The sequence below is a fragment of the Sphingomonas echinoides genome, assembly GCF_029623395.1.
Lineage (GTDB): Bacteria > Pseudomonadota > Alphaproteobacteria > Sphingomonadales > Sphingomonadaceae > Sphingomonas > Sphingomonas echinoides_A.
In genome coordinates this window covers 130,069-154,883 of sequence record NZ_JAPYKK010000006.1, presented here as the reverse complement: position 1 = coordinate 154,883, position 24,815 = coordinate 130,069, and the positions used below count along the sequence as shown (strand labels likewise).

Here is a 24,815-nt window from a genome sequence, read left to right as displayed (position 1 = left end):
TGCCAAGCAGTATCAATCCCTTCGTCCGCTATAGCAATAGCTTCGCTCAAAAGCGGACCGTCACTTCACCACCACATTGCGACGTTCCGCCACTATGAACGCGACCACCGTTCCCAAAAGCTGATCGGCAGCTTGCGGGCGAACACAGATGGTTTTGCAGAGGCCATGTTTACGCCGGAAACGACCTGCGGAAGGCACCCCCATGCACCGGTCACGCCCGCGCGATCGGTTGCCAAGCCCCCCAATCGCGCTATTACTCCTACTAATGACACCGCGCCGACATCGCGCGAACCACACCCAGGGGAGAGACGTATGAAATGGTGTTGGCTCGCAAGCGTCGCCCTCGCCCTTCCCTTCGCGGCCCCCCTCGACGCGGCCCCGCAACAGCCGCGCTCCGCCGCCACCTGGACCGCCGACAACGGCAACGGCACCTACACCAACCCCTTGTTCTTCGATGAATTCTCCGATCCCGACATGATCCGGGTCGGCGACGATTTCTACCTCACCGGCACCACCATGCACGCGATGCCGGGCCTGCCGATCCTCCATTCGCGCGATCTGGTGAACTGGGATTTCGTCACCTACGCGCTCGATACGCTCGATCTGGGCTCCGCCTATCGGCTCGAAAAGGGCGAGAACGTCTATGGCCGCGGGATCTGGGCGCCGAGCTTCCGCTATCACGCGGGCACCTTCTACATCTTCAGCAACGTCAACGGGCAGACGACCCAGATGCTGACCGCGCCCGCCCCGCGCGGGCCGTGGAAGCGCACGCCGATGAAGCGCAGTTTCCACGATCTGTCGGTGCTGTTCGACGACGACGGCAAGACCTACGTCATCTGGGGCTATCAGGAGATCCACCTCGCGCAGCTCGACGCGACCCTGACCGACATCGTCCCCGGCAGCGAACGGATCATCATCCCCAAGGGCAGCGGGATGGGTGAAGGCTCGCACTTCTTCAAGATGAACGGCAAATACTTCATCACCAGCGCCGAATATGCCGGGCCGTTCCGGATGCCCGCCGCGCGGTCCAGTTCGCCGCTCGGGCCGTATGAGATCAACCCGTCGATTAGTCAGTGGGAGGATTTCGGCGAGCTGCAGGGCTACCGCGTCAAGGATGCGCGCGCCGATCCGCTGGTGCTGACGCCCCCCAACCCCAAGGCGCGCGGCGGCCTGTCGCTGCACCAGGGCGGAGTCATTCAGACGCCCAAAGGCGACACCTGGGGCTGGTCGATGTTCGAGGGCAATTCGGTCGGGCGGCTGACCGCGCTGTCGCCGGTGACGTGGAAGGACGGCTGGCCGTATTTCGGGCTCCCCGGCAATCTCGGCCGGACCCCGCGCACCTGGATCAAGCCTGACTTGCCCCAGACCCCCGATCGTGCGCCCTACGTGCGGAGCGACCCGTTCGACGGCCCCGGGTTGCGGCCCGTCTGGCAATGGAACCACGTCCCCGTTCCCGCCGCCTGGTCGCTGAGCGAACGCAAGGGCGCGTTGCGGCTCCACGCGCTCCCCGCGACCGGCTTCCTGCAAGCGCGCAATACGCTCACCCAACGCGCGATCGGTCCGCAATCTTCACCGACCGTCGAACTCGACGCGAGCGGACTCAAGGTCGGCGATGTCGCCGGGCTCGGGCTGCTCAACCGACCGTATAGCTGGTTCGGGGTGCGGCGCGACGAAAGCGCGCTATTCCTGGTGCAAACCGACGAAATCGGCGGCGAAAAGGCACGGGTTCGGCTCGAAACCGGCCACATATGGCTGCGAACCGACGCCGATTTCACGACCGAAACCGCGCGCTACAGCTATTCGCTCGATGGCCGCAGCTTCACGCCGATCGGCGCTCCCGTACAGATGGCGTTTCAGTTGATCACTTTCCAGGGGGTCCGCTACGGTCTGTTTGCCTATCATCAGGGGGGCACCCCCGGCGGCCAAGCCGACTTCCTGTCCTACACCCTCGCCGAACGCCGTTCCGAGAGTCGCCCCGCAATCCCTTATAATCGCACGGTTCGTTTCATGCCGGTGGGGACCAGGGAGACGCCTGCGCTGTTGCAGGGCGGCGTCCGCGTGGTCGATCACGGGCTCGGGCGCGTCGGTCTGGAACAGGGCAACCGCGCGTTGACGGCGCTTCCGGACGGCAGCGTAGCGTGGCAACCCAAACGCGCCGACCGCGACCCGACGCAAAGTTTCCAATGGATGGAAAGCCTTAGCGGCGGCGCGCTGCTGATGGCCTTATCGACCAACCGCTACCTCCACCAGACCGACACCGGCACGCTCCGCGCCGACAGCCCCGGCGCAACCGCGGACAACGCGGACCGAAGCCGCTGGAATGTCCGGTAATTTCGGCTTCCCGGGTCATTGCCCGCCAGCGTAGAGGCCAACGGATTCGAACAGCACCGTCAACGCCGCGCGCTCGTCGGCCGAAAGCTCGGGGCGCCACACCTCGAACAGCAGAACGACCCGCGTCGTGTCCGCTCGATTCCACGCTTCATGCTCGATAGAATCGTCGAAAATCATGAGCTTGCCGCGTTCCACGGGTCTGACGTCATTGCCCACGCGCAACGTGCAGCCCGCCGGAACGATCAGCGGCAAATGGCAGATCAGCCGCGTGTTGAGCATCCCGCTATGCGGCGGAATGTGCGTATCCGGCTGTAAAACCGAGAAAAGCGCCATCGGAGACCGCGCGGCAATCACGGGCATCGGCACCCGCGCCAACGCCGCCATCGTACGCGGAAATCGCTCCTCCGCGCGTGGCACCGGATCGCCGTTCTCGAACAAATGGAACGCACTCCACCGCGGATCGTCGAGCAGCGCATGGCCGCGGCTGGCGCGCGTCGGGTCGGCACGCACATAGGGCGACAGGCCGGCCCCTTCGTCCAGGAACGCGCGAAGTTCCGCTTCAATTTCATCGGTTTCCGCCATCAGACCGGCCGCCCAATCGAATTCCACCGGCGGGAAGAACTGGCGATGCGGCAAGCCCGGAAAGAAGAAGTTCGTCGGGCTCTGGAAGTACAACTGCTTCTCCCCGAGCAAGAGCGCGACCGCCTCCTCGAAACGCGCGCTTGCCGGATGCGCCGCCATTGTGGCTCGAAGATGTGTCGCAAAGCGCTCGGCCATCCGCGCCAGCTTCGTTTGTGCTTGGCTTATCAAAGCTTTGGTCGCGGGATCCGCAACCTGTGCTCCTTGCCCCTGCGAAACGGCCAACTGATAATAAGACGTCGCCGCACGGTCATCCGCGGCGCGATCTCCCTTCAGGATCAACGCAGCAACGTTGCGCGGCTCCATTGCAAGGACATGATCAAGTGCCTGATCGACAAGGTCTTCGGCACCGGTCGCGATCCGCGCCTGCGCCAGAAGCAGCCACAAAGCGGGGGTCGCCACCCCCGCCGCCGCAACATCCTCGAACAAAGCGCGGGCGGTCGCGACATCGCCCCGCTGCCATGCGGCCCACCCCGCCTGAGCGGTCGCGCGCTGATCGTCCCGTGCCATTCCTGGCAGCGTACACCGATATTAGCCAGTGTCACTGTCGCGTTTCATGTGCAGCTACATGTATCGACTCAATGTTTTGCCAAGGCGCGTTTGAGGCGATGTCGTAACGCTTTCAAAGAAGGACCGCGACGTTCCTGGCGCGGCCCCGCTCTCGCTCACTTGATGTCGAGCATCACGATCGCCTTGGCCGGGATCGCGACCGTCAGCACCCCGCCCTGCAACGTCGCACCGGTGAAGGCGACCGGCTTGACCGTTTCCGGCGCATCGAACGTGTTGTGCGCATCGATCGCGGTTCCCGTCAGGATCCGCCCCGACACGGTCGCACCCGGCACGCCGTCGAGCTTGACGCTCACCGTCGTGGCGCGATTGGGATCGACGTTGGTCAGCCCAACGTGCACCGCGCCGTCCAACCCGCGCACCGCGCTCGCGCTGACCGCCTTCATCGTCCATTCGTTCTTGTTGTAATAATGCGACTGGACGTCGATCGGCAGGACGGTGCCGTCCTGATAGTCCTTGTACAGATCGAACACCCAATAGGTCGGGGTCTTCACCATCCGCGCGCCGTCGGTCAGCAGCATCGCTTGGAGCACGTTGACCATCTGCGCGATGTTGGCGCCGCGCACACGATCGGCATGCCGTGCGAAGATGTCGAGGTTGAGGCTCGCCACCATCGCGTCGCGCAGGCTGTTCTGCTGGTACAGGAAGCCCGGGTTGGTGCCCGGCTCGACGTCGTACCACGTACCCCATTCGTCGATCAGCAGCGCGACGCGCTTGGCCGGATCATATTTGTCCATCACCTTGGAATGGCCGACGATCAGCGCATCCATCCGCAGCGTCTTGGAAAGCGTGCGCGCCCACCCGTCTTCGTCGAACCCGGTCGCGGCGCCCTTCTTCTTCCAGTCATAGGGAATGGTGTAATAATGCGCGCCGATCCCGTCGATCTGGTCGCCCGCCTTGCGCATCATCGTCTCGGTCCAGACGTAATCGTCGACGTTCGCGCCGCTCGCGATCTTGAGCAGCTTCTGGCCCTCAGGCACCTTCAAGAAGGTCGAATAGCGCCGCGTGACGTCCGCGCCATAGTCCGGGAGCATGTTGCCGCCGCAGCCCCACAGCTCGTTGCCGATGCCGAACATCGTCAGCTTCCACGGCTCCTTGCGACCGTTCGCGCGACGCTGGTTGGCGATCGTCGATGCGGTCGGCGAAGTCATGTACTCGACCCATTCCGCCATTTCCTGCGGCGAGGCGGTACCGACGTTGCCCGAGACGTAGCTTTCCGCGCCGACCAGCTCGGCATAATTCATGAACTCGTGCGTTCCGAACGCATTGTCCTCGGTCACGCCGCCCCAGTTGGTGTTGACCTTGACCGGGCGCTTGCCGCGCGGGCCGATCCCTTCCCGCCAGTGATATTCGTCGGCGAAGCAACCGCCGGGCCAGCGGATCAACGGAACCTTGATCGCCTTCAATGCGGCGATCACGTCGCTGCGATAGCCCTGGACGTTGGGGATCTTGCTGTTGGTGCCGACCCAGATGCCCGAATAGATGCCCTTGCCGAGATGCTCGGCGAACTGGCCGAACAGGCGCTTGTCATATTTGGGACCGGGGCGGTCGCCGTGGACGGTGACGGTATCGGTGGTTTCGGGCGCCGCCTGCGCGAACGCGGGCAGGCTCGCGCCCAGCAGCAACGCCGCGATCGTCATTCCGGCAAAACGTTTGATCATCGATAAGCTCCTTGAATACCGTAGCGACCGTCGGCCGCAGGAAGAGTGCGGGTCATTCCCCGGTCGTGGCCGTGGCGGGGAGCGCCTTGTCGGGCGTCGTGCCCGCGCCGGTGAACGGCGCGAGGCGGAAGCTGACACGGGTCGGTGCGAGCGGTACGCGATACTTGGGCAGCGGCTTGCCGAGCTCGCTCCATTGCGTATCCCCGCCGACGCCCCATTGCGCGCCATCGACCAGCAACGTCACCTGCCCGTGCGGGACGACATCGGTCGACTTCCACGTGCCGGGCGTATGCCGGTCGAGATCGGCGTAAGGGAAAGCCAACGCGTTGATCATCAACGGTTTGTCGCCGCTGACGCGCAGGCCGTGCCCTGCCCCGCTCAACTCCATCCAGCGGACGTCGACCTTGTTGCCGGTTTCCTGCGGGCGGATGTAGTCGTGGTTCTGCTCGGCGATCGCGCCGCGCCACAGGCCGATCGGCGCGGACGTCTTGCGGTCGACATAGCTTTCGTGCGGCCCGCGGCCATACCACTCCGCCGTCGTGATGGCGGTCGGCATCGCGAAGGCCAGACCGACGCGGAACGGTGGCGGCAGATCCTGCTTGAGCGGGGTCAGATCGCCCTGCACCGCGACCGCGCCATCGCCGGTCATCGTGTACAGCGTGGTAAAGGTCGCCGCGCCGTCACCCAGCGCATACTCAACGCGGATCCCGGCGGCGCCGTCAGCCCCCGAGACGCGCGTCACGCTGCGGACGGTGCGCGTCTCGCTCATCGTCTTCCACACCGCGAGTTGCTTGGCGGTGCCGATGCCGATGTCGTTGTCCGTCAGCGCACGCCAGAAATGCGGTGCGCCGCCAGTCGCGAGCGTGACGTCGCCCTGCGCATAGCGCCGCACCAGCCCGGTCTTGCGATCGATCGCCAGCGTCGCGCCGCCCGCGCTGAGCGTCAGCGCGCCGTCCCGATCCGTCGTGGCGACGGACCCGCGCGCAGGCACGACCGCCTGTACGGGCGCCGGGCCGGTTGCGAACTGTTCCCAGCTCACCACATAGCCTGCGGGCACCAGCGGCACCGCGCCAGCTTCGGCGCGCGCGCGCACCGTTACGAAATATTCGGACCTCGATTTGCGCGGGATCGTGCCGATCGGGAGCGTCACCGTCTCGGTTCCGTGCGCCGCGGTCTTCATCGAGGGGAGCGCGCCCTTGGCGATCGCGACACCGTCTTCCTGCATTTCCCAGTCGAAGCCGAAGCCCGTCAGGTCGCGGAAATCATGCCGGTTGCGCACCGTCACGCGTCCGGTCGCTGGGTCGAACCCCTCGAACTGGATCGGCGCATAGACTTTCTGCAATTCGTACCAGGCCGGGTTGGGCGTGCGGTCCGACTGGAGCAGGCCATCGCCGAACTCGATGTCGCCGCCGGGGTTGGGGCCATATTCGCCGCCATCGCCCCAATAGCGACGACCGTCCTTGGTGTAGCGGTACATCGACTGGTCGACCCAGTCCCAGATGAACCCGCCCTGCAGTTTCTTCGGGTGCGCGTAGATCGTGTTCCAGTAATCGAGCAGATTGCCGCCGGAATTACCCATCATGTGCGCATATTCGCACTGGATGATCGGCTGCGCGAAGTTCCAGTTGGTCGCGTAATTCGCCATCTGGTCCGCGCTGTCGTACATCGGCGCGTAGATGTCGGCGTAGAAGTTCGGGCGATGGTCATCGATCTTGTCGAACGTCCCCCAACCGAGATAGCTGATCAACCGGTTCGGATCACGTGCCCGCGCCGCAGCGGCAGCCGCGGCGAAATTCGGGCCGATCCCGGCTTCGTTGCCGAGCGACCAGAAGATCACCGAGGGATGGTTCTTGTCGCGCTCGACCATGTTGACGACGCGGCTGACATGCGCCTCCTTCCACGCCGGATCGAAGCCGAGCTGGTATTTGGCACGCTCCTCGGCGTGGTTGTTGCCGTACTCCATGTAGGCGTGGCTCTCGATATCGGCCTCGTCCATCACGTACAGGCCGTATTCGTCCGCCAGCGCATACCAGCGCGGATCATTGGGGTAGTGCGACGTGCGCACCGCGTTGATGTTGGAGCGCTTCATCAGCTCCATGTCGCGGCGCATCGATGCTTCGGAAATGACGTGGAAGGTTTCCGGGTCATGTTCGTGGCGGTTGGCACCGCGGATGATGATCGGCTTGCCGTTGACGCTGACCTGGCCGTCTTTCATTTCGACCGTGCGGAAGCCGATGCGCTGTGGCGTCGCCTGGATCACCTTGCCGTCCGTGCCCACCAGTTCGACCAGCAGCGTATAGAGATTGGGCGTCTCGGCGGTCCACGGCTTCACGCCCGGTACGGGGGCCGCGAGCGTCACGGTCTGCGCCGCCGCACCGGCCTTCACCGCCTGCGCGCGGACCAGCACCGCACGATCCCCCTCCATCAGCGTCATGCGCGCGGTGACGGGCTTCGTCGTCGGCGACACGGTAACTTCGGTCGACAGCACGCCGTCGCGATACGCCTTGTCGAGCCCGGCATGGACGAAGATGTCGTTCACGCGGGTCTTGGGCGCCGCCATCATATACACTTCGCGCTCGATCCCCGAGACGCGCCAGAAATCCTGATCCTCGAGATAGGAGCCGTCCGACCAGCGATGGATCTGGATCGCGACCGTGTTGCGGCCTGCGGTCACGAAGGGCGTGACATCGAATTCGCTCGGGAGCTTCGAGTCCTCCGAATAGCCGACCTTATTGCCGTTGACCCACACGTCATAGGCGGAGCCCGCCGCGCCGATGTGCAGGATCACGTCCTGTCCGCTCCACGCAGCGGGCAGCGTGACGTCGCGGCGATAGCTGCCGACCGGGTTGGTGGCGTGGGGGATCAGCGGGCGGTTGGCGGGGAACGGATAGACGATGTTGTTGTAGCGCGCCTGGTCGAACCCCTGCGTCTGCCAGTCCGCGGGCACCTTGATGTCCTTCCAGGAGGCGACGTCGAAGCCGGGCTGCTCGAACCCGGTCGGGGTGGCATCCGACGAGGGCGAGAAGGCGAACTTCCACGTCCCGTCAAGGCTGAGGAAGCGCGCCGATCGTGCCTTGTCTCCGGCGAGCGCCGCGGCGCGGGTCTCGAACGGGAAGCTCGTCACATGCGCAGGCAGCTTGTTGCGCGCGAACACCGCGGGGTTCTCCCAGTCGGGGCGCGACGGATCGATTTGTACCGGCTGAACCTGCGGGGCATTCTGCGCGACGGCGGCGGTGGCGAGACCCAGCGTGCTGACGCCGATCAATAGAGTGCGAAGCTTCATGTGAGTCTCCCGGTATCGGATCGAGGGGTCGCCGCGCGCATCACGCGGCCGGGCGCGCGACAACGCCGCGCGAAATTGGATTTGTCACAGGTGCCACACCCGGATTCTCAAAAAAACGCCGACGTGGCTTTTGGCGCCACGTCGGCAGGAGGGAATCGATGAGGTGCAAGGATCGATCAGCGGCACGGCTGTCGGGGCATCAGGACGAGCATGAACCGGAGCGTTCGACAACCGCAACCGAACCCCGATCCGCCAAGGGCGATACGCACAGACGCGTATTGTGTCGGATGTTTGCGATGGCCAGACCCTCCCTTTTGCCCGTCGATGACGACAACGTATTGCCCGTTGTTCCGATCGACTGCTTGTATGAGTTATAAGCAGGGATTAATTGTAGGACAAGACTGAAATTTGCGCGATAAGGGTTACCGCAATCATTTATGATGCTTCAGCCAAACGTGGCGGACCAAAGAACAAGGTGGCGAGGAACGATGACGACGAACCATGTGGTTCCCGAACGACGCCGCGAACCGGCGCATAGCGCGGTTGCGCGGGACATTGGCATTGCAATCGTCACGGGCCGTCATCTTCCGCTGTCGATCCTGCCGGGCGAACACGAACTTGCGGAGCAGCGCGGCATCTCGCGCGGGGTCATTCGCGAAGCGTTGCGGATGCTCAGCGCGAAAGGCCTTCTCGAAAGCAAGCCCAAAACCGGGACACGAGTCCGCGAGCGTTCCGAATGGAACCTGCTCGATCCCGACCTGCTGGCGTGGATGTTCGAAGCCGAACCCCCCGCGACGTTCGTCCGCAGCCTGTTCCAGCTCCGGCTCATCATCGAACCCGCCGCCGCCGAACTCGCCGCCGCGACGCGGACTTCGCGCCAGCTGTCCGGAATGGGGCATGCGCTGGAGGAAATGTACACCCACGGCCTTGCCTCGCCGATCGGCCAGGCGGCGGACCAGCGTTTCCACCACATCATCCTGGAGGCGACGCACAACGAGTTACTGGTCAGTCTGGCCGGGACGATCGGGTCCGCGGTACGCTGGACGACGATCTACAAACACCGCCAACCGATCCAGCCGAGCGATTCGATGCCGCAGCATCAGCGCCTGTTCGATGCGATCGCCGCGAGCGAATGCGCCGCGGCCCGCGAAGCCACGGTCGCGCTGATCCAGCAAGCCGAAGACGATACCGCAAGCCTGATCGGCGCGTGACATCCACCCCAGTCCACCCTCGATTTCGACTTAGCCATACCGGAGATGACGTGACATGAGCCTGACTCGCCGAACGATTCTGCAAGGCGCCGGCCTGGGCCTTGGCAGCAGCGCGGCGCTCGCGCTGACGCCCGCACTGCCCGCAAAATCAGGTGGCTCGCCCATCCTCGCCCCGACCCCGCCGATGGGATGGAACAGCTGGAACAGCTTCGCGACGACGATCACCGAGGCGCAGGCGATCGAAACCGCGCGCATCATGGCGGACAAGCTGCTGCCGTCGGGCTACGACGTGTTCACCGTCGACATCCAATGGTACGATCCAGCGGCCAAGAGCTACACGTACAACGAAAAGCCACAGCCGACGCTCGACGCCTATGGCCGATTGCTCCCCGCCCCCAACCGGTTCCCGTCGAGCGCCGGCGGCGCGGGCTTCCGTCCGCTCGCCGATATCGTCCACAAGCTGGGGTTGCGTTTCGGCGTCCACCTGATGCGCGGCATCCCGCGGCTTGCGGTGGAGCGGGACCTGCCGATCCTCGGCACCAATCTGCGCGCCAGTGCGATCGCCGACACGTCGAGCGTGTGCAGCTGGAACCCCGACATGTACGGTGTCGACATGCGCAAACCCGGTGCGCAGGCCTATTACGACAGCGTCTTCGCGCTGTTCGCGTCATGGGGCGTCGATTTCGTCAAGATGGACGACATGAGCCGCCCCTATGATGCGCACGCCCCCGAGATCGAGGCCGCCGCGCGCGCCATTCGCGCCACCGGCCGCCCGATCGTGTTCAGCCTCTCCCCCGGCGAAACCCCGGTCGGGCGCGCCGACCACGTCTCGCGCCATGCGCAGATGTGGCGCATTTCGGACGATTTCTGGGACAATTGGGCGATGCTGGAGGCACAGTTCACCCGGCTCGAGAACTGGAACCCCTATCGCCGCGCGGGTGCGTGGCCGGATGCCGACATGCTCCCGCTCGGGCGCCTTTCGCTCGGTGAGCGCGACACGCGCTTCACGCCGGACGAACAGCGCACGGTGATGACGCTCTGGTCGATCGCCCGCTCCCCGCTGATCATGGGCGGGGACTTGCGACACCTCGACGCGCCGACGCTGGCGTTGCTCACCAACCCCGAGGTCATCGCGGTCAACCAGGCGAGCCGCGACAATCAGCCGCATTACCTGACCGATGCGGCGCGCGTCTGGACCGCCCGGCCGAAAGATGGGCCCGACCGCTATCTCGCGCTGTTCAACACCGGCAAGGAAGCGCATTCCGTGACGCTCGACCTGACCGCGATCGGCGCGCCGCGCGCGGTTCGGGTGCGCGACCTGTGGAGCCGCGCGGACGAAGGCATTGCTCGCGATCGACTGACGCGACAATTGCCGGCGCACGGCGCTGCGCTGTATCGCCTCGCGCCAGCCTGACGGCGGAAATTTGGTGCGGGCATGCTGCCGACCTCGTCCGACTGGCGTTATCGTGATCCTTGCGAAACGACCGGAACCCGAAGGCCATGCCCGCACTCCATCATACCGGCGTCGACCTGCGCCGACTCCAGCAGATCGTGTCCGGCCTGACCGAGGGGGTCATCATCGTCTCGCCCGAGCAGGACATCCTGTGGGCGAACGAGGCGGGCTTGCGGATGCACGGGGTCGAGCGGATTCCCGATCTCGGCAAGACGATCGATGAGTATCGCAGCCGGTTTCGCCTACGCTATCGCAACAACCACTGGCTCGACGCGCCCGATTATCCATTGGAGCGCGTCGTCGCAGGACAAGAATTCAGTGAGGTGATCGTCGAGGTCCTGCGCGACGGGGATGAGGAAGCGCGCTGGATTCATCAGATCCGCAGTCTGGTGCTGACCGACAGCGACGACAATCCCGACCTGCTCGTGCTGGTCATCCAGGATGTCTCGCTGCGGTTCGAGGCGGAGGAGCGGTTCGAACAGACGTTCAAGGCCAATCCCGCGCCCGCCGTCATTTGCCGCCTGTCCGATCAGCGGTTCGTCAAGGTCAACGCCGGTTTTCTCGAGATGACCGGATGGGAGCGCGAGGATGTGCTGGGCCACACCGTCTATGATCTCGACGTGCTCGCGGACGTGTCGGACCCGGGCCTCGCCAAGCAACGCCTGCGCGAGGGGCGGACGATCCCGCAGATGCAGGCGGACCTGCACTTGCCGGGGGGTGGCCGCAAGCTCGTGATCGTCGGCGGGCAACCGATCGACCTCAACGAACAATCCTGCATGCTGTTCACCTTCGCCGATCTCGAGCCGCGCCGCCGGATCGAAGGCGAATTGCGCGAAAGCGAACAGCGTGCGCACCGCACATTCGAACTCGCGCCGATCGGCATGGCGGTGGCGACGCTCGACGGGCACAGGTTCCTCCAGGCGAACGCCGCGCTGCTGGAACTGACCGGCTACACCGCCGACGACATCAAGCAGCAAACGGCCTGCTCGCTCAAACTGGTCGAAGGCGCGAGCGCACGCGCTGAGGTCGAACAGGCGATGCACGACCACGGCGGCTTCCAGGCGCGCGACGCATGCCTCCAGCGCAAGGACGGTGAGCGGATCGACGTCCTGATCTCCACCGGCATCATTCCGATGCATGGCAGCGATTGCGTTTTGTGGGTGATCCAAGACATCGCCGAACGCCGTCGCTCCGAACGCGAACTGATCGGCGCGATCGAGACGGTGATGCGCGACACCAACTGGTTCAGCCGGACTATCGTCGAGAAACTCGCGAACCTGCGCGCGCCGAGCGCGCAGCACTATGTCGCCGAAGTTGCCTCGCTCACCGGTCGCGAACGCGAGACGCTGAGCCTGATGTGCGAAGGGCTCGACGATGCGGCGGTGGCCGCGGCCATGGGCGTGTCCCGCAACACCGTGCGCAACAATGTCGCGCGGATCTACGGAAAATTGGGCGTAAACCGTCGTTCGGCCGCGATCATATGGGCGCGCGAACGCGGCTTTCCGCTGCCATCTTCACGCCGTTCTGTAGCAAAGGACGGTTAATTTTACACCCGTTTGCACTAAACGATTGGGTGCAAATCGCTCTAGGGTAGGCACGGTTCGGGACTATTTCCTTTCCTCGAAGGCGACGCGGTCACCCCGCGCCGCCCAGAGCGAAAGGATGGGCAAGATGGACGACCGCATCGAAGGCGCCGGCAAGCAGGCGACCGGATCGATCAAGGAAGCGATCGGCAAGATCACCGGCGACCGTAGCGTCGAAGCCAAGGGCGCTGCCGAAAAGGCCGCCGGCAAGGCGCAGTCCGAACGCGGCGAAGCCAAGGCCGCCGCACGCGACACCCTCAATCCTTAGGATGACCGCGGGCGGCTTCGCCCGACGGTGACGTCAATGATCCATGAGAGAAAAGAAAATGGCACACACGTACGTTGATCCGATCCACGGATCGGACTCCCATCACGCACACGACCATGTCGCGGGAAGCGCAGTCGTCCACGGCTCGCGCATGTCATGGCAGGCGGTCTTCGCCGGCGTGACGATCGCGATCGCGGTTCAGATCGTCCTGGGCCTGCTCGGCACCGGCATCGGGATGAGCCTGGTCGACCCGGTCAACGGGTCCACGCCCAGCGCGAGCGGGTTCGGGATCGGTGCAGGACTGTGGTGGGTGGTCAGCACGATCGTTGCACTCGGCGCAGGCAGCTATGCCGCATCGCGTATCGCTGGCTTGACCGAACGCTTTGACGGGTTTGTCCACGGCCTCGTCATCTGGGGCGTGACCCTCATCATCACGCTGTACCTGTTGAGCTCGGCCGTAGGGTCGATCATCGGCGGCACGTTCCGCACGATCGGCAGCGTCGCGAGCGCGGCAGGTACCAGCATCGGCGCAAGCGCACCGACCGTTGCCAAGGCAGCGGGAATCGACGTCCAGGATCAGGCCGCCGCCTACCTCGACTCCGCACCGAGCGACCCCGCGCAAATGACCTCGCAGGAAGCGCAGAAGGAAGTCGCCAAGCAGTTGCCCGCAATGGCTCGTGGCGGCGCTGAGGGTAACCAGGCAGAAGCCCGGATCGTCGACATCGTCGCCGCGCAGCGCAAGATTTCGCGCCCGGAAGCAGCGGCGCAGGTCACGCGCGCCAAGCAGCAGTTCATCGCCGCGAAGAACAACACGGTCGAGACCGCCAAGTCCGCAGCCGATACCGGCGCCAGCGCCGCTGCTGGGACATCGTTCACCGCCGTCATCGCGCTGTTGCTCGGCGCCGGTGCAGCCGGGTTTGCCGGGGCCGCCGCTACGCGCCGCCGCGGTCATGAGGTCCGCCGCGTCTAACCGACGCTGGAGGATGCGCGCCAGCCCCTAGGGCGCGCGGAGACGACGGCCACCGCCTGTAGCGTATCAACGCGGTGGTCGTCGGATCCAATGCACTATTCGCATCGCATTGAACGCAATCAAAAGGAGATATTTCATGGACACGCATCAGGTTACCGGCGGGATCAAGCAGGCTGCAGGCTCGATCGAAGAAGGCTTCGGCAAGTTGACCGGAGATCGGTCCAGCGAGGTTTCGGGCGCCGTACGCAAGGTCACCGGTCAGCTTGAAGGAACCTACGGCGATGCCGTCGACGCCGCCCGCGCGACCGTCGAGCATAGCCCGCTGCTCGCACTCGGCCTCACCGCGATCGCCGGATTTGCGCTCGGTGCGCTCGTCACTGGTCTCAGCGCGCGCCGCGCTTGATCTGCACGCGTTCAAGAAATTCTTGCATGAAGGAATTCGAAGCATGAAGACCAAGATGCTTTTCACCCTCGCCGCCGTTGCCGCTGTGTCGCTATCGGCCTGCAACACGGTCAACGGGGCGGGCAAGGACATCAAGTCCGCGGGCAGCGCGGTATCGGATGTGTCCGGCGAAAATAAGAAGCACTGATCCTGCCCTCTAGAAAGACCCCGACGTGGCAATGCTCGCGTCGGGGTTTTTAGCGTTTCGCGTCCGCAAATTTGTCGAGGCGCCGCCGGCCGACCAGCAGCCCGCGCTCAAGCCGCACGCACAGGGCCGCATAATATTCGGTCAGGAAGCCGAGGTCGTCGCCGTCGTCGGTCAGGTTTGCCTTTCGCCGGATCGTCGCCGCGACCGTTGCGATGGAATCGCGCTGTCCGGCGCGCAGGACGTCCTCGAGCGTCTGAAGTTCATATTCACCGTACAGGCTGAGCGCGGCATCGCTGAAACTGCGACGCGGTCGGGCTTCAGGCACCGCCAGTTCCGACCCAAGCGTGACGCCGACCGTGCGAACCACCCACGTCCCCGCGAGCAGGTCCCCCACCCGCAACCGGTCCCGGTTAAACAGCGGGAACAGCAGGAAAATTCCGCTCCAGCCGAGCGAAAACAGCGTGACGAACGTATCCGCCGTGCCCTCTGCCGCCTGCGTGCCGAGAAACGTGAGCGGCAGAAACAGCTCGACCTCGCGCATCGCGTTCCGGACGATCAACGCTCCCCCGCTGAGCCGGGCGCCATCGCGCGCGACCACGCGCAGCCCCATGATGCGCTTGCCCGGCGTCGCGCCGCGCCCGCCCATTTCGAACAGCGTGAACCAGCCGTTGCGCAGCACGAAGAAGCCGATCATCCAGACGATCGCAAGCGCCGGCGCGTGGACCGAAAAGAACAGCGTGAAGATCACGATCGTCGCGACCACCAGGACCGCGACCACCGCGATCGCATCGATCAGAAAGGCGGCAGCGCGCGTTCCCGCACTGCCCAGTGTCAGCCGCAGGTCGACGCCTTCGGGCGTGATGAAGCTGCGCCGCAGACCGTCCGCTTCAGGGCGCGCTTCAGGACGCGGCTGGCGCATCGGATTTCCTCGGCAGGTAGAAGTACAGCAGCCACCCGATCAGCATCGCCGTGCCGATCGCGTAGCGGGTGAAATCATCGGTCAGCACCTGCCGCCCGATCCCCTCGAGCAACCCGGCGACGAGCAGCATCACCACCGCCCCCGCCATCGCGACCGCGCCGGTCTGCCCCGCCGCGACCGCCGCATCGCCGCGCGTCCGTCGCCCGGGAAAGGCGATCGCGGTACCGATGCGGAACCCCGCCGCGCCCGACAGGATGATCGCGAACAATTCGGTCGTGCCGTGGATCATGATCCAGCCGACAAACCCGAACCCCAGCCCCTTGGGCACGAACACCGCCAGAAATGCCCCCAGCATCATCCCGTTATAGGTAATGAGCAGCGCGGTCGGGACCGCGAAGGCGAAGCCCAGCGCGAACGAGAAGATCGCGATCTGCGCATTGTGCGTGAACAGATACGCCGCGAACGTCGCCAGCATGTTCTGCTGTTGGGGCGCGTACAGCGTCTTGCGCAACGTCTCGACCGAGGCGGACGGATCGCGCCCGCCTGCCATGCTGTCCCCGACGATCGCGAAGAACCACGCTGCGTCGCCGCGCACGATCAGATAGCCGACGACAACCCCGGCAACCGTCAGCAGGAAGGACACCAGCGTCTCGCGCCACAGCGATTGCACCGCGGCCGGCCAGCCCTGCACGAAGAACCGCCTGAGCTGCGTCCAGGCCGACGTCTGGACGCCGTACAGCTGGAAATAGGCCCGCGTACACAGCTGTTCGAGATAGTCGATCAACGCCCGGTCGAGCGACGTCTCGCGCGCGACCGACAGCGACGACAACGCCGTCCGATACAACAACGGCAGCGCAAGCAGATCGTCCTGCGGCACCGCGCGGATCGACCGCCGCTCGATCCGCCGGACGATCGCGTCGAGCCGTTCCCACTCCGCGGCATGCGCTGCGCGAAAGCGGCTGGCGTTGACCAGCACCGGCTGCGCCACGGGCGATACGGACGCCGTCACAATGCGTTCCTCCGTTTGAGCGCGACATAGCCCGCGACGAGGCGTTCCCCGACACGGTCATGCTCCGCCTCGATGACATGGACGCCGACATGTTTCAGCCGCGCCAGCACCAGCTTGCGATCGCGCAGCAGCGCCGCCGCGGTCACAGCCCGCGTGACGTCGTCCGCCGTGGCGGGCGCGCGATCCACGATCGCCTCGACATCTTCGTCGCGCAGCACCACCACCAGAAGCAGATGCGTCTTCACGATCCGCATCGATGCGCGCACCAGGAAATCCGCGCTGACAAGATCGGTGAATTCGGTAAACAGCACGATCATCGACCGCCGGGTCAGCCGCGTCGCCAGCGTGGTCAGCGCGAAGGTGTAGTTGGTTTCCTCTGCGCTGTAGTCAATTTCGGCCGCCAGCCGCTGGAGATTGGCGAAGGCGGGCACCCCCGACACCAGCCCACTCGCGATCCGCGGTCGCGAATCGAACGCATGGAGCGCGACCCGGTCCCCCAGCTTGAACGCCACCCACGCGGTGAGCAGCATCGCCGACACCGCGCGATCGACACGCGACAGCCCCGCGACCGGGTCCGACATCTGCCGCCCCGCATCGATCGCGAAGACGATCTGGTTGTTGCGTTCGGTGCGATATTCCTTGGCGTGGAGCTTGCGATGCCGCGCCGACTGTTTCCAGTCGATCGCGCGTCGATCCATGCCCGAGCGGAACTCGACCAACGCATCGAAATCGGTCCCGTCCCCGCGATCGACCTGCGTCAGCAGGCCTTCCATCGCGTGACGGCGGAAAATCTCGGCCCCTTTGTCTTTCAGGACGCGGATATCCGGCCGGACCGCGATCCGTACGTCGGCGGCGATGCTCCGCTGATGCCAGACCAGCCCCAGCCGACCGCGCCAGCGCAGCCAGATCCGGTCGACCCGCCCAGTCCCGCGTCGCAGTGCCGTCAGCGCGAGCAGCGCCGCGCCCTTGCCATTGCGCAGGGCGACACGCGCGCGCGCATCATCCTCGGTCGCGAACAGCGCGTTGACCAACACCGCAACCTCGGCACTGGCCGGCGGGTCACGCCCCTCGAGCGTAACGGTGACGGTCGCGTCGATCGTTTCCCCCACGGCGACGGTATCGCGCACGTCGACACTTGCGTGCGCCTGCCGCCGACCGGACACCGCATCGACCGCCGCCAGCATCAGCACCGCAAGCGGCCACGCCAACCCGGCATACCAGCGATCCGGCAGCAGCACGCCGATCACCAGCGCAACCGGAGCTCCTGCCGCCGCCGCCAGCACCGCAAGGCGAGTCGGATAGATCACGCGCTCACCGCAGAAGACCCGACCGCCCCGCTCACCGCGGCGCTTCGATCGTTTCGATGATGTGCGCGACGACGTCTTCCACCGTCCGTCCGTCGATTTCCGCGGCAGGCGACAGGATCAGGCGGTGCCGCAACAACGCGGGCGCTAGCGCCTTGACGTCGTCGGGAATGACGAAATCGCGCCCATCGATCGCCGCCCGCGCGCGCGCCGCGCCGGCCAGCATCGCCCCCGCACGCGGCGACGCGCCGCTTTCAAGATCGGCCACCCCGCGCGTGCCACGCACCAGCGCCGCAATATAGTCGATCACCTCGTCGACCAGCCGCACGCTCGTCACCGTGTCGATCGCCGCTCCGATGGTCTCTGCATTCGCCCGGGGTTCGACGCCCCATTCCTCGGGCGCCATCGCCTGCTGCTGCGCGCTGTGCGTCGCGATGATACGGCGCTCCTCGGCAGCGGACGGATAATCGACGGTCTGCTTGAACAGGAAGCGATCGAGCTGCGCCTCCGGCAACGGATAGACGCCTTGCTGCTCGATCGGGTTCTGCGTGGCGACCACCATGAAGCGCGCGCCCAGCGGCAGGCTTTCGCCGTCCATCGTGACGGTGCGCTCCTGCATCGCCTCGAGCAGAGCGGCCTGCGTCTTGGGCGGGGTGCGGTTGATCTCGTCCGCCAGCAACAGATCGGTGAAGATCGGTCCCCGCGTCAGCGTGAAGGTGCTCGTCTGGAAATTGAACAGGTTCGCGCCGATGATGTCGCCGGGCATGAGATCGGGCGTGAACTGGATCCGCCCGAAATCGAGCCCCACCACCCGCGCGAAGGTTCGCGCGAGCAGCGTCTTGGCGGTCCCCGGCGGACCTTCCAGCAACACGTGTCCGCCCGAGAACAGCGCGACCAGCAGAATGTCGACGCTCGCCTCCTGCCCGACCACGGCCTTGCCGATTTCCTGCCGGATCGCCTGCGCGAGCCCGCGTACGTCGTCTACGGTCACCGTGTCTTCTCCCATAACCAATGATGCAGCGCCTGCGCCGCCGCGAGCATGTCGCGGGGGTGCCGCGCTACACGCGCCTGTTCCGCCAATTCCGTAAAGCGCGGACGCCCGGTCAGCGCGTCGAGATAGTGGTCGAGCGCGGTGTCGTGCAGCCGTGCCGGCACGCCGAACACCCCGACCGCGCGATCCCGCACGACATCGACGTAGCGCGCGCCGAGCGTTCCCTGCCGCCGGGCCTTGCGCACCAGCGCTGCGGCATTGTCGATCAGCGTCGCCTTGCCGAACGCGATCGCGCGAGGGCGCCGACGCGGCGCTCCAAACCGTGCGGTCGCCTGGATTCCCGCAAGCAGCACCGCCGCCGCCACCGCCAACGTCATCGCAAGGAACGGGGGATCGAACAGCAGCTTCAGCGGACTGGGCGAGCGCCCGAAGCCGTTCAGCGTCACGTCGAACACGATCGACTCCGCGCCCGTGGAGTTCAGCCAGTCGAGCAGGTCGAGCGCGGCGCGCGCCTGGGACGCATCGCGCATCCCGACGTTCGACAGCAGGTCGGGATCGGCGAGAACGTAGAACGGATGTGTCCCGATCTGCGCCAGCACGACATGCCCGGCGGCATCGGTCAACAGCGGTCGAACGTCGGGCCCGGTGATCGTCTGGACCGCCCGCGGCGCCGCGAAATGCAGGCTCAAGGGCATCCACGCCAAGCCCTTCAACGGCCGTCCGCCACTGCGGTAGCGCGTCACCACCAGCGGATATTGCGGTGCCAGCACGCCCTGCGGTTCGCCGAGCGGCAGCAGCGCGGCGACGTTGACCCATCCGCTATGCCGGGGATCCTTGGTCGCGGCCCATTTCGGGAGTACAACCAGCGTCGGTTTGACGCGCCGTTGGGCTAACACCTCGGTCATGTCGGTCGCGCCGCTTTCGGGGGTCAGGACGACCAGATCCTCGGTATCGAGCATCTTCGGGTTGCGGATGATCCGCGGGTTGCGCCCGGTCGCTTCCGCCAGCCGGACGATCCCGCCGAACCCCACCGCCGCCGTCGAAAGAGCATGTGCGCCGCCGTTGCGGCCGGATCGCAAGTCGGGCGCATATGCCCCGAGCACCACCATCGCGAGGAAAGCGACGATGCCGACCGTGATGAGGATCGCAACCGTACGGACGTCGAAGGGGCCCTCCGCGTCGCTCGACTTCCCAGGAGCCACTCCCACGTCGCTCATCCGCGCCACGCCTGCGGCAACGCGAAGTCTTCATAGGCGGCACGCGCACCGGCCCAATCGGTCGCGTCGACCGGGCGCGCGCCGAACAGGCTGCGCTCGACCAGAGCGGCGATCCCCGCGAACAGGCGCCGTGCGGCTGGCGGCACCGCTTCAGCGTCGCCCAGTTCGCGGCTGGTAAGCGCTGGCCTCACGACGTGTGGGCGACGCCGCGCGATGTCGTCGACCGACCGGATCAGCAGCACGTGCACCGCTTCGGCATAGCGTCCGTCCGCCGCCAGCCTGTCCGCCTCGCGCAGCCAGGCCTGGGCCGGCGCTGCGTCGGGATGCCAGTCGGGGTCGTCCCCGACCGGCTCGGTCTGGCGCGCCCGGCGGCGATGTGGCCAACGCCATTCGCCATGCCGGATGCGCTGATACGCCACCCACACCAGCAGCACGGCAAGGATCGCGATCACCCCCCACAAGAATATCCGTGCATAGGGTGCCGCCGGCATCTGTCGGCTGATCCAACCAAGCAAGCGCGCCAACGGCTCGAGCACATGCCCAAGCCAGCGCAGGAACGGTCCCAACCACGCGGGCGGCTCACGGGGTGCCGGAGCACGACTGAGCGTGAACTGCATCTGCGGATCGGCCCTGAGCGCCGCGTGCGCGGCGGCGAACCGGTCGCTCGCGGCGGCGGCGTGTTGCGCTGTTCCCCCGCTCACTTGGCACTCCCCGGGCCGCAATTGTCGCTACGGCGCCGAACCTAAACCAACCGCCGAACCGCGCAATCGGCAAAATGGGTTTGCCGGTGCCGCAGCACCGAAACCGGTTGCTCCGCCTGGCATCACGCGGCAGGATCATGATGTCTCTCGGGGAATTTCCATGGCCAGCCTAGCCTCAGCGTCCGACCGTCGCATGTCGATCGGCCGGGTCTTCAATCGCGCCTTCGCCGCGCTCGGTGCCAATGCCGGGACGATGTTCGGCATCGCCTTCCTGTTCAGCGCGCTGCCGATCGCTGTGCTCAACCTGTGGCAGGTCGGAATGGGGCCGACGCGCGATTTCGGAACGAATGCGGTGCTGGTCGGCGGGCTTTATCTGGCAAGCTTCGTCCTGACCCAACTCGCGCAGGGCGGGCTGGTCCGCGCCACGATAGCGCACAGCGATCATCGGACCGTTGGTTTTGGCGCGTGTGTCGCGACGGGCCTGCGCTTCGCCGTGCCGCTGCTCGCGCTCGGGGTGGTGATGGGTTTCGCGCTACTGCTCGGGTTCGCTTTCTTCATCGTGCCCGGCGTGCTGCTGTACCTCGCCTGGGCGGTTGCGGTGCCGGCGCTGGTGATCGACCGCACGGGCGTGTTCGGTGCGTTCGGACGCAGCGCCTTCCTCACGCGCGGCGCGCGCTGGAACGTGTTCGGGATCGGTCTGGTGATGCTCATACTCTATTACGTCCTGATCGCGGCCGTGGGGATCGTGACCGTTGCGGTCACGGGTTTCCCCGCCGCTGCACCGCGCGGGTTCGATGGGTTTGTGACGCTCTCGTCGGTCTTCAGCGCGCTGTCGACGACGCTGAGCACCGCCGTCGTCGCGGCGATTCAGACGTCGCTCTATGTCGAGCTGCGCGACTGGAAGGACGGCCCGCAGATCGAGCAACTGTCCGACATCTTCGCCTGACCCGCGACCCGGCGTGCCGATCCTGCCTTAATCTGGGACGCAATCCGGGCTAGAGGCGCGTAATGACTTCGCTGCCTCTCCCGCTTCGCCTCAAGGTTCTGCTGCCGATCGCCCCACTGCTCACGATCGGCGCGGCGCCCGCTGCCGGCATTCTGCACGTTCAGGTGGACAATGTCCGCGCGCAGACGGGTCGGGTCCATGTTGACCTCTGCACCCAGGCGCAGTTCCTCAAGGATTGCCCGATCATGGCAGAGGCGCCGCCGCGCATCGGGCTGACGACCGTGACGCTGCGCAACATCAAGCCCGGCCGTTATGCCGCGCAGGTTTCCTACGACCAGAACGGCAACGGCAAGGTCGATCGGGCGCTGTTCGGTATTCCGAAAGAAGGCGTCGGCTTCTCGAACGATGCCAAGATCCGCATGGCGCCCCCCAAATGGGAAGAGGCGGTGTTCGATTACGACGGTCAGGAACGGACAATTCGATTGAAGCTACGCTACTTCATCGGACCCAACGCGCCCGCCTCGTCCGCCCCCGCTGACCGGCCGTAAGCGATGATCGCCCGCTTGCTGCAACGCCTCGTCGGCTTCGGCGTCCGCGCCCCGTTCGCTGTCCTCGGCCTATGTTTGGCGATGGTCGCCGCGGCCGGACTGTACGCCGCCGGGCATTTCGCGATGACGACGGATACCGCCGCGCTGATCTCCCCGACGATCGAGTGGCGCAAACAGGAAAAGGCGGTCGAGCAGGCGTTCCCGCAGCTCAAGGACGTGTTGCTGGTCGTCGTTGACGGCAAGACCCCGGAACTCGCGGAAGCCGCGACGGCAAAACTGACGACCGCGCTCGCTGCCGATACGAGCCACTTCCGCAGCGTCCAGCGCCCCGACGGCGGTGCCTATTTCGACCGGGAAGGACTTCTTTTCGGTTCGGTCGGCGAGGTGCGCGGATCGACCAAGGCGTTGATCGAAGCGCAGCCGTTGCTCGGCCCGCTCGCCAGCGACCCGTCGCTTCGCGGGATCGCGGAAGCGTTTTCGACGATGCTCACCGGCGTTGACCGCGGGGACATCCCCTTGTCGCGGATCGCCCGGCCGATGCGGACGATGGCGGATGCGCTCGATGCGTCGGCGGCGGGGAAACCCGCTTACTTCTCCTGGCAGGACTTGTTCGCCGGGACCGGCCAGACTGCCCCGCCACGCCGCCGCCTGATCCTCGCGCAACCACGGCTCGATTACGGCGCGCTCCAGCCGGGCGAGGATGCGGTCGCCGCGATTACCGCCGAGGCTGCGAAATTAGGTCTCGACCCCGCACACGGCGTGACCGTCCGAACGACCGGAGAAGTACCGCTGGCGGACGAGGAATTCGCTACGCTCGAGGAGAATATCGGCTGGGTCGGCGCGGTGATGGCGCTGGCGATGCTGGTGACCCTGTGGTTCGCGGTGCGCTCGGCGAAGATCGTCGCGGCGATCCTGCTGACGATCGTTGCGGGACTGGTGGTGACGACCGCGCTCGGGTTGCTGGCGGTGGGTGCGCTCAACCTCATCTCGGTCGCGTTCATCCCGCTGTTCGTGGGATTGGGAGTCGATTTCGGGATTCAGATCGCGGTGCGGTTCAACGCCGAACGGCTCGAAGGGGCAACGACCGGTCCCGCGCTGGAACGCGCCGCCAGCGCACTCGGCGCGCCGCTCGCGCTGGCGGCGGGGGCGGTGTTCCTCGGGTTCGGGGCGTTCCTGCCGACCGACTATGTCGGCATCGCGGAACTGGGAATCATCGCCGGTCTCGGGATGCTGGTCGCGCTGGCCGCGAGCGTGACGGTGCTGCCGGCGCTGTTGATGCTGTTGAAACCGGGCGCCCCGCGCCGCGAGGTCGGGTTCGCCGAAGCGGCACCGGTCGATCGCTGGCTGCATACCCATCGCAAGACGGTATTAGGGGCGTTCGCGCTGTCGATGGCGGGCAGCATCGCGTTGCTGCCGTTCGTCCAGTTCGACTTCAACCCGCTTCACCTGCGCGCCAAGGACGGCCCGGCAATGCGCGCGCTCGTCGATCTGATGCGCGATCCGTTACGCACTCCGAACACGATCAATATCCTTATGCCAAATGCATCGGCAGCCAAAGCGCTCGGGACGAAGCTGTCGGTGCTTCCCGAGGTTGCCGAAGCGGTTTCGGTCGACGGCTATGTCCCACAGGACCAGGACGCGAAGCTCGCCTTGATCCAGGATGCATCCTTGTTACTGGATGCGACGATCAATCCGTTCGATCTCGCCACCGCACCGACAGACGCTGAGAACGCCGCGGCGCTGCGTAAGACCGCGACCGATCTGCGCGCCGCAGCCGCTGCGCATCCCGGCACCGCAGCAACCGATGCGACCCGGCTGGCAACCGCGTTCGAACGGCTTGCATTAGGAAAGCCCGCGCTGCGCGCCGCCGCGACTGCGCTGCTCGTCCCGCCGCTCGGTACGATGCTCGATCAGATTCGCTCTGCGCTCCAGGCCGAGGCAGTGACCCGCGAGACGCTCCCGCCGGAGATTGCTGGCAATTGGGTCGCCAAGGATGGTCGCGCACTCGTGCAGGTGTTCCCGAAAGGCGACAGCAACGACAATGCGGTGCTACGCCGCTTCACCGCAGCAGTCCACACGGTTGCGCCGACCGCGAGTGGCCTGCCGGTTGCGACGCAGGAGGCGGCCAAGACCGTGGCCTGGGCATTCGTCGAGGCAGGCGTTCTCGCGCTTGCGCTGGTCAGCCTTCTGCTGTTCATTGTCTTGCGCGACGGGCGTGAAGTTGCCTTCACGCTGGCGCCGGTCGTGCTGTCGGGGTTCCTGACGCTGGGGAGTTGCGTGCTGATCGGGCAGCCGATCAACTTTGCCAACATTATCGCCTTCCCGCTGCTGTTCGGCGTCGGGGTCGCGTTCCACATCTATTTCGTGATGGCATGGCGCGGTGGCGCGACCGACCTGCTGCAGTCGAGCCTTGCGCGTGCGGTCCTGTTCAGCGCACTCGCGACGGGAAGCGCGTTCGGCAGCCTGTGGTTGTCGCATCATCCGGGCACCGCGAGCATGGGCAAGATCCTGATGATCTCGCTCGCCTGGACCTTGGTATGCGCGCTGATCTTCGAACCCGCGCTACTGGGGCCGCCGCGCAAGAAGGCGTGAACGCGATGCAGCCGAAGGGTCACGCGCCTTCA

Annotated in this window: 20 protein-coding genes; 11 read left to right on the top strand and 9 right to left on the bottom strand. The window is 65.9% G+C overall.

Annotation, left to right across the window (positions count from 1 at the left end):
• The first annotated feature begins 312 nt into the window (after positions 1–312).
• Positions 313–2,331, top strand: a complete 2,019-nt coding sequence (locus QBJ92_RS05955) for a glycoside hydrolase family 43 protein (protein ID WP_277968771.1) — start codon at positions 313–315, stop codon at positions 2,329–2,331.
• Between the two features lie 15 nt (positions 2,332–2,346).
• Here the strand turns inward: QBJ92_RS05955 and QBJ92_RS05950 are convergent, their stop codons facing one another.
• The 3 genes from QBJ92_RS05950 to QBJ92_RS05940 all read right to left on the bottom strand — a co-directional run bounded on the left by QBJ92_RS05950 (position 2,347) and on the right by QBJ92_RS05940 (position 8,481).
• Complete coding sequence (locus QBJ92_RS05950; RefSeq protein ID WP_277968770.1) at positions 2,347–3,480, bottom strand: aspartyl/asparaginyl beta-hydroxylase domain-containing protein; 1,134 nt, start codon at positions 3,478–3,480, stop codon at positions 2,347–2,349.
• A gap of 155 nt (positions 3,481–3,635) precedes the next feature.
• Complete coding sequence (locus QBJ92_RS05945; protein ID WP_277968769.1) at positions 3,636–5,198, bottom strand: alpha-N-arabinofuranosidase; 1,563 nt, start codon at positions 5,196–5,198, stop codon at positions 3,636–3,638.
• Between the two features lie 52 nt (positions 5,199–5,250).
• On the bottom strand, positions 5,251–8,481 hold the full coding sequence (locus tag QBJ92_RS05940; RefSeq protein WP_277968768.1) for a glycoside hydrolase family 2 TIM barrel-domain containing protein: 3,231 nt from the start codon (positions 8,479–8,481) through the stop codon (positions 5,251–5,253).
• Between the two features lie 488 nt (positions 8,482–8,969).
• On the opposite strand from QBJ92_RS05940, the gene QBJ92_RS05935 reads away from it, so the two are divergent.
• The 7 genes from QBJ92_RS05935 (at position 8,970) to QBJ92_RS05905 (ending at position 14,556) form a co-directional block, all read left to right on the top strand.
• The gene (locus QBJ92_RS05935) at positions 8,970–9,692 is read left to right on the top strand and encodes a FadR/GntR family transcriptional regulator (protein WP_277968767.1); all 723 of its coding nucleotides are present in this window, start codon (positions 8,970–8,972) and stop codon (positions 9,690–9,692) included.
• 55 nt (positions 9,693–9,747) lie between these two features.
• Complete coding sequence (locus QBJ92_RS05930) at positions 9,748–11,106, top strand: glycoside hydrolase family 27 protein (RefSeq protein WP_277968766.1); 1,359 nt, start codon at positions 9,748–9,750, stop codon at positions 11,104–11,106.
• Between the two features lie 86 nt (positions 11,107–11,192).
• Positions 11,193–12,689 carry a helix-turn-helix transcriptional regulator gene (locus tag QBJ92_RS05925; protein ID WP_277968765.1) on the top strand — a complete coding sequence of 499 codons (1,497 nt, stop codon included), beginning with the start codon at positions 11,193–11,195 and terminating at the stop codon, positions 12,687–12,689.
• Positions 12,690–12,816: 127 nt separating this feature from the next.
• Positions 12,817–12,996, top strand: coding sequence for a CsbD family protein (locus QBJ92_RS05920; protein ID WP_277968764.1), 180 nt, complete (start codon positions 12,817–12,819; stop codon positions 12,994–12,996).
• Positions 12,997–13,054: 58 nt separating this feature from the next.
• Positions 13,055–13,966, top strand: coding sequence for a hypothetical protein (locus QBJ92_RS05915; protein WP_277968763.1), 912 nt, complete (start codon positions 13,055–13,057; stop codon positions 13,964–13,966).
• 136 nt (positions 13,967–14,102) lie between these two features.
• Positions 14,103–14,369 carry a CsbD family protein gene (locus tag QBJ92_RS05910; RefSeq protein ID WP_277968762.1) on the top strand — a complete coding sequence of 89 codons (267 nt, stop codon included), beginning with the start codon at positions 14,103–14,105 and terminating at the stop codon, positions 14,367–14,369.
• Positions 14,370–14,412: 43 nt separating this feature from the next.
• A complete protein-coding gene (locus tag QBJ92_RS05905; protein WP_277968761.1) occupies positions 14,413–14,556 on the top strand; it encodes an entericidin A/B family lipoprotein in 144 nt (47 codons plus the stop codon).
• 49 nt (positions 14,557–14,605) lie between these two features.
• On the opposite strand, the gene QBJ92_RS05900 is transcribed toward QBJ92_RS05905, so the two are convergent.
• Genes QBJ92_RS05900 through QBJ92_RS05875 form a run of 6 tightly spaced genes read right to left on the bottom strand, consistent with a single transcriptional unit; the run spans position 14,606 to position 20,697 of the window.
• Positions 14,606–15,475 (bottom strand): RDD family protein, encoded by an 870-nt coding sequence (locus QBJ92_RS05900; RefSeq protein WP_277968760.1) that lies wholly within the window; start codon positions 15,473–15,475, stop codon positions 14,606–14,608.
• Positions 15,456–16,484, bottom strand: a complete 1,029-nt coding sequence (locus QBJ92_RS05895; RefSeq protein ID WP_277968759.1) for a stage II sporulation protein M — start codon at positions 16,482–16,484, stop codon at positions 15,456–15,458. The genes QBJ92_RS05900 and QBJ92_RS05895 overlap by 20 nt, the downstream gene beginning before the upstream one ends.
• Positions 16,481–17,791: a DUF58 domain-containing protein gene (locus QBJ92_RS05890; RefSeq protein WP_277968758.1), complete on the bottom strand. Its 1,311-nt coding sequence runs from the start codon at positions 17,789–17,791 to the stop codon at positions 16,481–16,483. The genes QBJ92_RS05895 and QBJ92_RS05890 overlap by 4 nt, the downstream gene beginning before the upstream one ends.
• Positions 17,792–17,822: 31 nt before the next feature.
• Entirely contained in the window at positions 17,823–18,794 is a 972-nt protein-coding gene (locus QBJ92_RS05885; RefSeq protein WP_431358371.1) for an AAA family ATPase, read from the bottom strand.
• Positions 18,776–19,996, bottom strand: a complete 1,221-nt coding sequence (locus QBJ92_RS05880) for a hypothetical protein (protein WP_277968756.1) — start codon at positions 19,994–19,996, stop codon at positions 18,776–18,778. The genes QBJ92_RS05885 and QBJ92_RS05880 overlap by 19 nt, the downstream gene beginning before the upstream one ends.
• Positions 19,993–20,697 (bottom strand): DUF4129 domain-containing protein, encoded by a 705-nt coding sequence (locus tag QBJ92_RS05875; RefSeq protein WP_277968755.1) that lies wholly within the window; start codon positions 20,695–20,697, stop codon positions 19,993–19,995. The genes QBJ92_RS05880 and QBJ92_RS05875 overlap by 4 nt, the downstream gene beginning before the upstream one ends.
• A 160-nt stretch (positions 20,698–20,857) precedes the next feature.
• On the opposite strand from QBJ92_RS05875, the gene QBJ92_RS05870 reads away from it, so the two are divergent.
• The 3 genes from QBJ92_RS05870 to QBJ92_RS05860 all read left to right on the top strand — a co-directional run bounded on the left by QBJ92_RS05870 (position 20,858) and on the right by QBJ92_RS05860 (position 24,783).
• Complete coding sequence (locus QBJ92_RS05870) at positions 20,858–21,643, top strand: hypothetical protein (RefSeq protein WP_277968754.1); 786 nt, start codon at positions 20,858–20,860, stop codon at positions 21,641–21,643.
• 62 nt (positions 21,644–21,705) lie between these two features.
• Positions 21,706–22,191: a DUF2141 domain-containing protein gene (locus tag QBJ92_RS05865; protein WP_277968753.1), complete on the top strand. Its 486-nt coding sequence runs from the start codon at positions 21,706–21,708 to the stop codon at positions 22,189–22,191.
• 3 nt (positions 22,192–22,194) lie between these two features.
• Positions 22,195–24,783 (top strand): MMPL family transporter, encoded by a 2,589-nt coding sequence (locus QBJ92_RS05860; RefSeq protein WP_277968752.1) that lies wholly within the window; start codon positions 22,195–22,197, stop codon positions 24,781–24,783.
• The last annotated feature ends 32 nt before the right edge of the window (positions 24,784–24,815 follow it).

What these genes read in the sequence shown, in the direction of transcription:
- QBJ92_RS05955 (WP_277968771.1), top strand. Translation starts at nt 313, where the DNA reads ATGAAATGGTGTTGGCTCGCAAGCGTCGCCCTCGCCCTTCCCTTCGCG.
- QBJ92_RS05950 (WP_277968770.1), bottom strand. Translation starts at nt 3,480, where the DNA reads ATGGCACGGGACGATCAGCGCGCGACCGCTCAGGCGGGGTGGGCCGCA.
- QBJ92_RS05945 (WP_277968769.1), bottom strand. Translation starts at nt 5,198, where the DNA reads ATGATCAAACGTTTTGCCGGAATGACGATCGCGGCGTTGCTGCTGGGC.
- QBJ92_RS05940 (WP_277968768.1), bottom strand. Translation starts at nt 8,481, where the DNA reads ATGAAGCTTCGCACTCTATTGATCGGCGTCAGCACGCTGGGTCTCGCC.
- QBJ92_RS05935 (WP_277968767.1), top strand. Translation starts at nt 8,970, where the DNA reads ATGACGACGAACCATGTGGTTCCCGAACGACGCCGCGAACCGGCGCAT.
- QBJ92_RS05930 (WP_277968766.1), top strand. Translation starts at nt 9,748, where the DNA reads ATGAGCCTGACTCGCCGAACGATTCTGCAAGGCGCCGGCCTGGGCCTT.
- QBJ92_RS05925 (WP_277968765.1), top strand. Translation starts at nt 11,193, where the DNA reads ATGCCCGCACTCCATCATACCGGCGTCGACCTGCGCCGACTCCAGCAG.
- QBJ92_RS05920 (WP_277968764.1), top strand. Translation starts at nt 12,817, where the DNA reads ATGGACGACCGCATCGAAGGCGCCGGCAAGCAGGCGACCGGATCGATC.
- QBJ92_RS05915 (WP_277968763.1), top strand. Translation starts at nt 13,055, where the DNA reads ATGGCACACACGTACGTTGATCCGATCCACGGATCGGACTCCCATCAC.
- QBJ92_RS05910 (WP_277968762.1), top strand. Translation starts at nt 14,103, where the DNA reads ATGGACACGCATCAGGTTACCGGCGGGATCAAGCAGGCTGCAGGCTCG.
- QBJ92_RS05905 (WP_277968761.1), top strand. Translation starts at nt 14,413, where the DNA reads ATGAAGACCAAGATGCTTTTCACCCTCGCCGCCGTTGCCGCTGTGTCG.
- QBJ92_RS05900 (WP_277968760.1), bottom strand. Translation starts at nt 15,475, where the DNA reads ATGCGCCAGCCGCGTCCTGAAGCGCGCCCTGAAGCGGACGGTCTGCGG.
- QBJ92_RS05885 (WP_431358371.1), bottom strand. Translation starts at nt 18,794, where the DNA reads ATGGGAGAAGACACGGTGACCGTAGACGACGTACGCGGGCTCGCGCAG.
- QBJ92_RS05880 (WP_277968756.1), bottom strand. Translation starts at nt 19,996, where the DNA reads ATGAGCGACGTGGGAGTGGCTCCTGGGAAGTCGAGCGACGCGGAGGGC.
- QBJ92_RS05870 (WP_277968754.1), top strand. Translation starts at nt 20,858, where the DNA reads ATGGCCAGCCTAGCCTCAGCGTCCGACCGTCGCATGTCGATCGGCCGG.
- QBJ92_RS05865 (WP_277968753.1), top strand. Translation starts at nt 21,706, where the DNA reads ATGACTTCGCTGCCTCTCCCGCTTCGCCTCAAGGTTCTGCTGCCGATC.
- QBJ92_RS05860 (WP_277968752.1), top strand. Translation starts at nt 22,195, where the DNA reads ATGATCGCCCGCTTGCTGCAACGCCTCGTCGGCTTCGGCGTCCGCGCC.